Below are 9,975 nucleotides of genomic sequence, written 5' to 3' on the forward strand. Positions count from 1 at the left end.
CGCGGGATTGTTGGTCGCGGCGGGTATTGCCATCAGCCCGCGCAAGCGTAAGCGAGGTAATTGGCTGATCGCTGCGACTAAAACCGGTAATTCCGCGAGACTAACCCCCGACTTGGTGGTTTCATCGTCTATATTTACCTGCACACAGATATTCAGTGGCGGCAACTCAGCCGGGAGCTGCTCGCTCAGGCGCTGGGCGATTTTCAGCCGATCGACCGAGTGTACCCAACTAAAGTGCGTGGCTATCGGGCGGGTTTTGTTGGATTGGATGGGGCCAATAAAGTGCCATTCAATGTCCGTAAGAGTGGCCAGTTGGATTTGTTTGTCGAGCGCTTCCTGCAGGTAGTTTTCGCCAAAGGCGCGCTGCCCCCAGGCATAAGCATCGGCCAAGGCTTGTGCAGCTTGGGTTTTACTCACAGCGATCAACTGCACAGTTTGCGGATTTCGTCCGGCGGCTGTGGCGGCTTGGTGAATTCGTGCGGTGACTTTCGCGAGCTGGTCGTCTATCTTGTGCATATCCCGTTTTCTTAAAAGTTACTGAAATTGCCCACAAAGGTCTGCACAGCAGACAAATAACAAAAGGTTGCTCTGATGGATATCACCGAACTCCTGGCCTTTAGCGCCAAACAAGGCGCATCTGACTTGCACCTCTCGGCGGGTCTGCCGCCGATGATCCGCGTGGATGGCGACGTGCGCCGCATCAACCTGCCGCCCATGGAGCACAAGCAGGTGCACGGCTTGATCTACGACATTATGAATGACAAGCAGCGCAAGGACTATGAAGAATTCCTGGAAACCGACTTTTCATTTGAAGTGCCCGGTGTGGCTCGCTTCCGCGTTAACGCCTTTAACCAGAATCGTGGCGCCGGTGCTGTGTTCCGTACCATTCCTTCAAAGGTATTAACGATGGAAGAACTGGGTATGGGCAATGTGTTCCGCGATATCTGTGCCGTACCGCGCGGCCTGGTGTTGGTGACCGGGCCGACCGGTTCGGGAAAATCCACCACCCTAGCGGCGATGATCGACTACATCAATGACAACAAATACGAACACGTACTCACCATCGAAGACCCGATTGAATTTGTGCACGAATCCAAAAAGTGTTTGATCAACCAGCGTGAAGTCCACCGCGATACCCACGGCTTTAATGAAGCACTGCGCTCAGCACTGCGTGAAGACCCGGATATCATCCTGGTAGGTGAGATGCGCGATCTGGAAACCATCCGCCTCGCACTGACCGCCGCAGAAACTGGCCACCTGGTATTCGGCACACTGCATACCACCTCAGCGGCTAAAACCATCGACCGTATCGTGGACGTATTCCCTGCGAACGAAAAATCCATGGTGCGTTCGATGTTGTCAGAATCGCTACAAGCGGTAATTTCGCAAACTCTGATGAAGAAAAATGGTGGTGGTCGTGTAGCGGCGCACGAAATTATGCGCGGCACCTCGGCAATTCGTAACCTGATCCGCGAAGACAAGGTCGCGCAAATGTATTCGGCAATTCAAACCGGTGCGTCGCTCGGCATGCAGACCATGGACCAGTGCCTGGCCGATCTGGTCTCGCGCCGGATCATCAGCCGCGAAGCCGCCAAAGGCAAAGCCAAATTTCCGGAGAACTTCTAATAAAAAATCCCGGGGAATTATTTGTTATAGATCTCTGGAAATTTTTAATTCTGTTCCCTATTTGCAGCACAACGTTTCAATAATTTTTAAGGTGCATTGTTATGGATTTTGATCGGTTATTATCTTTGATGGTAGAAAAGGGCGCGTCGGATTTATTTATCACCGCCGGTGTGCCACCTTCGATCAAAGTCCACGGCAAAGTGGTGCCCGTCACTGCCACGCCGCTGGCGCCGGAAAAAGCGCGCGAACTGGTGCTGAGTGTGATGAATGAAAAACAACGCGCGGAATTTATTGAAAAGAAAGAACTGAATTTTGCGGTGAGCGCGCGCGGTATTGGCCGCTTCCGTGCCAGTGCGTTTTACCAGCGCAATTTGGCGGGCATGGTGTTGCGCCGTATTGAAACCAAAATCCCTGCACCCGATGAATTAGGGCTGCCGGAAATCATCAAAGAACTGGCCATGACTAAACGCGGCCTGATCATTTTTGTGGGCGCGACCGGTACCGGTAAATCCACCTCGCTCGCCGCCATGATTGGCCATCGCAACCAAAATTCCAAAGGCCATATTATTTCCATCGAAGACCCGATTGAATTTATCCATCAACACCAGGGTTGTATCATCACCCAGCGTGAAGTCGGTATTGATACGGAATCCTTCGAAGTAGCGCTGAAAAATACCTTGCGCCAGGCGCCTGATGTCATCTTGATTGGTGAGGTGCGCTCGCGCGAAACCATGGACCACGCGATTGCGTTTGCGGAAACCGGTCACCTGTGCCTGTGTACACTCCACGCCAACAACGCCAACCAGGCACTCGATCGCATCATTCACTTCTTCCCTGCCGATCGTCACCGCCAATTGTGGATGGATTTATCGCTCAACTTAAAAGCGATTGTCGCGCAACAATTAATTCCGACCCCCGATGGTAATGGTCGCCGCGCCTGTCTGGAAATTATGATCAACACCCCGCTCGCGCAGGATTTAATTCGCAAAGGTGAAGTGTCAGATCTGAAAGAGTTGATGAAGCGTTCAACAGAACTCGGCATGCAAACATTCGATCAGGCGCTTTATGCGCTTTACGACAATGGTGAGATCACTTACGAAGACGCACTGCTACATGCCGACTCACCCAACGATTTGCGTTTGATGATCAAACTCGGTTCTGAAACCGACGCGAATTATTTGTCGCATGCGGCGGATAGCCTTTCGATTCAAAGTGATGAACACAACAATCGCGGCAAGATGTTTTGATTGGTCTATGAAAAATGCGCTCATGTGATTCACATGAGCGCATTAAAATTAGTTACGCTCCATCCAACTTTCCAAAATCAAACGCGCTGCAATCGAATCGACAGGATTGTTTTTGTAATCACGCGAACCACCGCGCTCCATCACTTCACTTTTAGCCTCAAAACTACTCAAGCGTTCATCTACCATTTCCACCTTTACACCAAAGCGGCCATGCAAGCGGTTGGCGAATTTGCGCGCACGCGTGCTGAGTTCGCTTTCGCTATCATCCATATTAAGTGGCAAGCCCACCAGTACCAGATCTGGTTGCCATTCCTTCAATAATTTTTCAATTTGGTTCCAATCAGGAATCCCATCTTTGGCTTTTAACGGCGCTTGGGAATTAGCAGAGCGGGTAACGGTTTGGCCGGAGGCGACACCAATATTTTTGGTGCCATAATCAAAGGCGAGCAAGGTTTTAATCATCATTATTTCAAACAGGATTAAGTCGCGCCGGGCCTAAGAAATCACGCGTGGCCAGCGGTACTGGAAATTAAATTGACATCAATACCCAGCGTTTGCGCCGCTGACGTCCAGCGCTCTTCAAACGGGGTATTGAAAATAATGTCTTTATCGGCGGGTACTGTGAGCCAGCTGTTCGCCGCAATTTCCGCCTCCAACTGACCTTCACCCCAGCCGGCATAACCGAGCGCAATCAAACATTGCTTGGGGCCGCGGCCTGCGGCAAGAGCGGTAATAATATCGCGCGAGGCGGTTAAGCTGATGTCGGGTGATATCTCCAGCGTCGATTGCCATTTGGCTTCATTGCTATGGAGCACAAAACCACGCTCGGGCTGCACCGGCCCACCGCTCATCACAATCTGGTCGCCTTGGTCCGATAGATCATCTAGATCCATCTGCGAAAAAATTTCTTTGAGCAGCATGGGCGTGGCGGTATTGATCACCACCCCCATAGCACCTTTGTCACTGTGCTCACAAATGTAAGTCACTGTGTGGGCAAAGGATGAATCATTTAAGCCCGGCATGGCGATAAGAAAATGATCGCGCAAACTGCCTGGGGTAAGTTCATCGTAACTTGTAGTCAATGTGCTTTTTTCGTTCATGGATTCAGTATGAGGCCTAACAACGCTAAAACAAGCAGGGGCGGCAAATTTATTGACCGTGAATCAGTTGGCCGAGGTGGTGATAGTGGAACCTTGGCCGGTGATTTCAAAATTCCAGGTGCGGATAATCTGCAGGCGGTCGGCCTGTTTGCGTATCTCGGGAGGGAAGCTAGCGAAGGGCGACGAAAGACGCACGATTTGGCGCGCAGCGTCATCGAGAATACGCTGCCCGGACGATTGTAGAACTTTGATTTCGTAGATAGTGCCATCGGGGTTGATCACCACCGACAAGCGCAGGTGGCCGGTGATGTGGCGGCTCAGTGCTTCTTTGGGATAATTGCGGTTGCCCACTTGTTCGATCTTGGTGCCCCACTCGTGCAAGTATTTGGCATCAAAGGATTCTTTGGTGGACACCGATGTGAGCGTGCGCACACGTGGGCGTTTGGCGTATTCCTGCCGCTGTTTATCCAACTTGGCTTGCAGGCTGGCAATGTCGGTGGAGTCCAGCGGCTGGTCTTCCATTAACCCATCCAATGGCTCGCGCTCCTCGCGCTCATCCGGGTTCAGTTTGAGCTGGGTAGTCTGGGTGCTTTTGGCAGTAGTCGAGAGCAGTTGCTGCTCTTTAAACTTTCTCATTGAGGCCGCTTGCTGCTGTGGCACCGGGTTTACATCGCGCACCTGGGTATCGGCAAACTCCGCCTGGCGCTCGGTGGTGAGCTGCTTGGCTTCATCGAGCGTACCGCTTGCCTCCTGGTTGTGTTGCGCGAGAAAGTCAGCATTCTCAGGCGCTTTCAGCGATTTGTGCGTCGCGAGTGTGATCTCGATCGTCTGTGAGGTATTACTGTGGTCAGGTAGCTTGAAACTAAAGCCAAGAATTAAAAAGGCATGCAAAGCGATGGCCAAAAAAAAGGTAAAACTCAGACGATCACCGGTATCGACCGGCGGCACGGCAAGATTTTCTTCTTCCAAGGCAACGGCCTGATTCATTCGATCTACTCTGGTATTGAGAAATACAGCATTGTCTTAGCTGATTAACGCGCCGCTAATTTACGCTCTATGGCGTCGATAAGCCGTGACCCAATTCCCGTGTTATAAGCCTTGTCGATTTCGCGCGCGCAGGTGGGGCTGGTAACGTTGATCTCGGTCAGGTAGTTGCCGATGACATCAAGACCGACAAATAACAGGCCCTTGGCTTTCAGCGTGGGAGCCACCTGCTCAACAATCCAGTAATCCTGATCGGTGAGCGGTTGCGCAACCCCCGTCCCGCCCGCCGCCAGATTACCGCGCGTTTCGCCCTGCGCGGGTATACGTGCCAGACAGTAGGGAATCGGTTCACCGTCCACCACTAAAATACGCTTGTCGCCCTCGGTGATCTCCGGAATGTAGCGCTGCGCCATAATCGTCTGGGTGCCAAATTCGGTGAGGGTTTCCAATATCACACCGACATTGGGGTCGTCCTGGCGACAGCGGAAAATACGGCTGCCGCCCATGCCATCGAGCGGCTTGAAAATCACATCACCATGGCTGCGATGGAACTCGCGCAGGCGCAGCATATCGCGGCTGACCAACACTGGCGGGCAGCACTGCGGGAATTGGGTCGCAAAGATTTTTTCATTGCAATCGCGCAAGCTGCGCGGATCATTGATCACCAGCGCACCCTGGTTCTGGGCAGCTTCAAGTATGTAAGTGCTATAGATGTATTCATTATCGAAGGGGGGATCTTTGCGCATGATGATCACATCCAGATCACCCAGTTTTTTATCCTCATGCAAACCCAGCTCAAACCAACTATCACCATTGTCGGCAACAAAAAGGTTGCGCATATTGGCGCGCGCTTCACCCTGCAGAAGGTATAGGTCACTCTGCTCCATATAATGCAAATCCCAACCACGCTCTTGCGCCGCTAACAACAGCGCCAGCGTCGTATCTTTATAGAATTTGATATCTGCGATAGGGTCCATTACCACGCCGAGAGAGATAGCCATAAACCTTACTCTTATAAATAATACAAATCGTGTATCATCAGGATGTATAAATATTTTTGCCGGGACACACAGGGCGGGCTAAAGTTAAGTCCTGAAGGCAATTAAAGCAAGATTATTACAGACAGATTAAAGCGATCTAAAAAAAGAAAAAACTGTATGGATTGCTCATATATTCAACTAGTTATGGCGCAACCTTAAAAACTGTGTTAAAAGTTCATTTTTCATTGGTGGCGTTATTTTGACGCCCGTTTTAATGGATGAGCGTTATATAACCTATTCGCTCAACCAAGTTTCATCAACCAACGTGTATATCTGGCAGCGGCAGCAACTACTGCAGCAATAACAAAAGGCAAGGTCAGAGTATGGAAGTAACTTACGAAAGCCTCAAAGTGATGGTTATCGACGATAGCAAGACCATCCGGCGCACGGCTGAAACACTGCTCAAAAAAGCGGGCTGTATGGTGATTACCGCCACCGACGGCTTTGATGCCCTGGCGAAAATTGCCGATACCCGCCCCGACATTATTTTTGTGGACATTATGATGCCGCGTCTCGATGGCTATCAAACCTGTGCCCTGATCAAAAATAACAGCGAATTCAAGACCACCCCGGTCATTATGTTATCCAGTAAAGACGGCCTGTTCGACAAAGCCAAAGGGCGTATTGTCGGTTCCGACCAATATCTCACCAAACCTTTTAGCAAAAGCGAGTTACTCGGCGCAATAGAAGCGCACGTCAAACATCTCAAGGCATCTTGATAGATTGAGCGTTTGATTAAGAAGAGTACCGGGTTTAAGCCTATTTGTTTTTTGACTATTACTCGCGCGTCAACTGCGCACTTTGTATCAGCACAGTAATAGTCTGGATGAACTTCCAAAGGACTGTTTAACATTCGCCGCATTGCCTGCGGAACAATTATTCGTTTTTTTGGAGCATTTATGGCCAGAGTATTGATTATTGACGACTCACCCACCGAGACCTACAAACTCACCAGCATGCTGGAAAAGAACGGCCATGTAGTCATGACCGCTGACAATGGTGAAGCCGGTATTGTGATGGCGCAAAAAGAATTGCCCGATGTAGTCCTGATGGATGTGGTTATGCCCGGCCTCAACGGCTTCCAAGCAACTCGTCAATTATCAAAAACCCCTGAAACGGCCCATATTCCCGTCATTATTGTGACCACCAAAGACCAGCAAACCGATCGCGTCTGGGGAATGCGCCAGGGTGCCAAAGCCTACTTGTCCAAACCCATTACCCAAGAAGTATTGATGGCGGCTATGGCCGAGGTATTGCGCTAATCGAAGGATAAGCTCATCAACTGCAGGGATGATCGATAGACAATAACAACAAGTATCAGCACCGACCATTCAGTAAGTCGGCCTTATAGGTCGAACTCGGGTGTTGGTACACGACAGTTACGGATAGATTTATGTCAGAACCACAGGCCGCCTTTCAGGCCCTGCTCACATTAGCCCAGCGCAGCCGCGCAGCGGCACGCGGTCTGCCCGCTCAGGCCGATATACGCCCCCATTGGAGCGGGATCGGCTTTGCGCTTATGGGCAGCTATTTTGTGGTGCCTATTGGTGAAATTTCGGAAATGCTGGAAGTCCCCAACCACACTCATTTGCCCGGCGTACAACCTTGGGTGAAAGGTGTCGCCAATGTACGTGGCCGATTGTTGCCACTATTTGACCTGGCAATGTTTTTTGGCGACCGCCTCACTGGCACACGCAAACACCGCCGGGTATTAATTCTGGAAACTGAAACACTTTATTCCGGCCTGATCGTCGATCAGGTGTTCGGTATGCAGCACTTTCCCATGGATGAATACAGCGAGCAGGCCGGAGCCGTAGCAAGTTCTATTTTGCCGTTTGTCACCGGCAGTTATCCGCAGGGGGGCGAGCGCTGGTCGCTGTTCCGGCCAGCGCTGCTGGCGGAAGATCCGCGTTTTACCAACGCGGCAAAAACCTGATCCATAGATATGCAATAACAATTCAGTCAAAACGTTAGATTGAGAGTCAAATTGAAGCTTGCTGCCTCGTGCAAAAAGCGCAGTGGATAGAAAAAATAAAACCGAACGCTGGTTAGGAGTGCTTAGATGAAAACTGATTCAAAGATTGCCACCTTCAAGGCAAAACCGACGACCGTTATCGCCTCGGTCTTGCTGGTGGCTTCATTTGCTGCCGCGATGGTGTTGTTGTTCCTGATCAACCAGGGCAAGAGCAATGACCAGCGCTATCTGCAACAGGCTGCTGACTTGCGTGCGCAAGCCTATCGCTTGACATCCCTATCCCGTGACGCAACCTCAGGCGATGAAAAAGCCTTTGGTGAATTGACCGGCGTGGTGGAAAGCATGGGCAGTACATGGGATATGTTGCGCGCTAGCGACGAACGTACCCGTGCATCGCTCAGTGCAGAATTCGACAGCTTCGGTGCCATCTGGAACCGGGTAAAAACCAACGCCCAAGCGATTGCGACCAACAAAGACCTGATCGTATCGCTCAACAACGTAGGTAACACCCTGAACGACAACCTGCCTACCCTGCAGACTGAACACAACAACATCGTGGATATCCTGCTTGAATCCGGCGCTCCCGCCGACCAAGCGATCCAAGCGCAGCTGCTCTCCTGGCGCGCCGAGCGTATCGGTCGTAACGTGGATAAAATGTTGCGCGGTGATACCGACTCCGGCGATGCCGCCGACCAGTTCAACCGCGACGCCAACTTCTATGCGCGCGTACTAACCGCCATGAAAGACGGCGACCCGGCACTGCGTATTACCCGCGTGTCTGACGCACAAGCGCGCGCCAGTCTCGACCAAATAACCACCCTGTTTGAAGGTGTAAACAAATCGATCCAGGAGATGGTTGAAGGTTCTACCACTCTCACCCGCGCCCGTCAGGCATCTGATGCGCTGCTGAACGACACCCCGCAATTGCTACAAGGTCTGGCCGCTATCTCCGATAAAATCGCCGGGCAAGCAGACAGCCGTCCGTTCATCAACAACATGACCGTTATTGTGCTCGCCGCTATTACTCTCGGCTCTTTGTTCTTCCTGGGCTTTAACCAGTATATGGGTGCACGTAAACGCGCGGATGAAACTGCCGATACCAACGAGCGTAACCAAACCGCAATTTTGCGTCTCCTCGATGAGCTGGCTGACCTCGCGGACGGTGACTTGACCACGACCGCAACCGTAACCGAAGACTTTACCGGTGCGATCGCCGACTCTATTAACTTCACCATCGACCAGCTGCGTATCTTGGTAGCGCGAATCAACGAAACTGCGGTAAATGTATCGGCCGCTGCGCAGGAAACCCAGCAAACTGCACTGCACCTCGCCGAAGCGTCTGAACACCAGGCGCAAGAAATCGCCGGTGCATCTGCCGCGGTAAACGAAATGGCGGTGACAATTGACCAGGTATCTGCAAACGCCGCCGAATCGGCAGCGGTAGCAGAGCGCGCGGTATCGATCGCGGGCAACGGTGCGAAAGTGGTACAAAACACTATCCACGGGATGGATACCATCCGTGAGCAGATTCAAGATACTTCCAAACGTATTAAACGCCTCGGTGAATCGTCACAAGAGATCGGTGATATCGTAAGTTTGATTAACGACATTGCGGACCAAACCAACATCCTCGCACTTAACGCGGCAATTCAGGCATCGATGGCCGGTGACGCGGGCCGCGGGTTCGCGGTGGTAGCGGACGAAGTTCAACGCCTTGCGGAACGTTCCGCAGCCGCAACCAAGCAGATTGAGGCGCTGGTAAAAACCATTCAGAACGACACCAACGAAGCGGTAATTTCGATGGAACAAACCACCTCTGAAGTGGTGCGCGGTGCGCGCCTCGCACAGGATGCGGGTGTGGCACTGGAAGAAATTGAAAACGTATCGTCAAGCCTCGCGGAATTGATCCAGAACATTTCCAACGCTGCACGCCAACAGGCATCGTCTGCGGGTCACATCTCCAACACGATGAATGTTATTCAAGAGATTACTACCCAAACCTC

General features: G+C 51.6%; 11 protein-coding genes. 6 read left to right on the top strand and 5 right to left on the bottom strand.

The genetic code is table 11. From position 1 onward, the window contains the following. Nucleotides 1-516: YggS family pyridoxal phosphate-dependent enzyme (locus ACWA6V_RS10755; protein WP_449522488.1), on the bottom strand; the 516-nt coding region annotated here is incomplete at its 3' end. A 75-nt stretch (nt 517-591) separates the two neighbouring features. On the opposite strand from ACWA6V_RS10755, the gene ACWA6V_RS10760 reads away from it, so the two are divergent. After that, nucleotides 592-1,626, top strand: a complete 1,035-nt coding sequence (locus tag ACWA6V_RS10760) for a type IV pilus twitching motility protein PilT (protein ID WP_310068960.1) — start codon at nt 592-594, stop codon at nt 1,624-1,626. A gap of 101 nt (nt 1,627-1,727) precedes the next feature. Then, nucleotides 1,728-2,873, top strand: coding sequence for a PilT/PilU family type 4a pilus ATPase (locus ACWA6V_RS10765; protein WP_310068963.1), 1,146 nt, complete (start codon nt 1,728-1,730; stop codon nt 2,871-2,873). A 48-nt stretch (nt 2,874-2,921) separates the two neighbouring features. Here ACWA6V_RS10765 and ruvX read toward each other — a convergent pair whose 3' ends face one another. From ruvX to gshB, 4 genes are all read right to left on the bottom strand, one after another. Then, nucleotides 2,922-3,338: a Holliday junction resolvase RuvX gene (gene ruvX / locus ACWA6V_RS10770; protein ID WP_449522489.1), complete on the bottom strand. Its 417-nt coding sequence runs from the start codon at nt 3,336-3,338 to the stop codon at nt 2,922-2,924. Between the two features lie 38 nt (nt 3,339-3,376). Further along, nucleotides 3,377-3,973, bottom strand: a complete 597-nt coding sequence (locus tag ACWA6V_RS10775) for a YqgE/AlgH family protein (RefSeq protein WP_310068969.1) — start codon at nt 3,971-3,973, stop codon at nt 3,377-3,379. A 63-nt stretch (nt 3,974-4,036) separates the two neighbouring features. Next, on the bottom strand, nt 4,037-4,960 hold the full coding sequence (locus tag ACWA6V_RS10780; protein ID WP_449522490.1) for an energy transducer TonB: 924 nt from the start codon (nt 4,958-4,960) through the stop codon (nt 4,037-4,039). Between the two features lie 44 nt (nt 4,961-5,004). Then, nucleotides 5,005-5,958, bottom strand: a complete 954-nt coding sequence (gene gshB, locus ACWA6V_RS10785) for a glutathione synthase (RefSeq protein WP_449522491.1) — start codon at nt 5,956-5,958, stop codon at nt 5,005-5,007. Between the two features lie 362 nt (nt 5,959-6,320). On the opposite strand from gshB, the gene pilG reads away from it, so the two are divergent. The 4 genes from pilG to ACWA6V_RS10805 form a co-directional block, all read left to right on the top strand. After that, nucleotides 6,321-6,716 carry a twitching motility response regulator PilG gene (pilG, locus tag ACWA6V_RS10790; protein WP_007639219.1) on the top strand — a complete coding sequence of 132 codons (396 nt, stop codon included), beginning with the start codon at nt 6,321-6,323 and terminating at the stop codon, nt 6,714-6,716. A 180-nt stretch (nt 6,717-6,896) separates the two neighbouring features. After that, entirely contained in the window at nt 6,897-7,259 is a 363-nt protein-coding gene (locus ACWA6V_RS10795; RefSeq protein ID WP_310068988.1) for a response regulator, read from the top strand. 131 nt (nt 7,260-7,390) lie between these two features. After that, entirely contained in the window at nt 7,391-7,933 is a 543-nt protein-coding gene (locus tag ACWA6V_RS10800) for a chemotaxis protein CheW (protein WP_310068991.1), read from the top strand. 126 nt (nt 7,934-8,059) lie between these two features. Beyond that, nucleotides 8,060-9,975, top strand: a 1,916-nt coding sequence (locus ACWA6V_RS10805) for a methyl-accepting chemotaxis protein (protein ID WP_449522492.1), incomplete at its 3' end; no start/stop codon positions are given.

Source organism: Cellvibrio sp. (assembly GCF_053579595.1).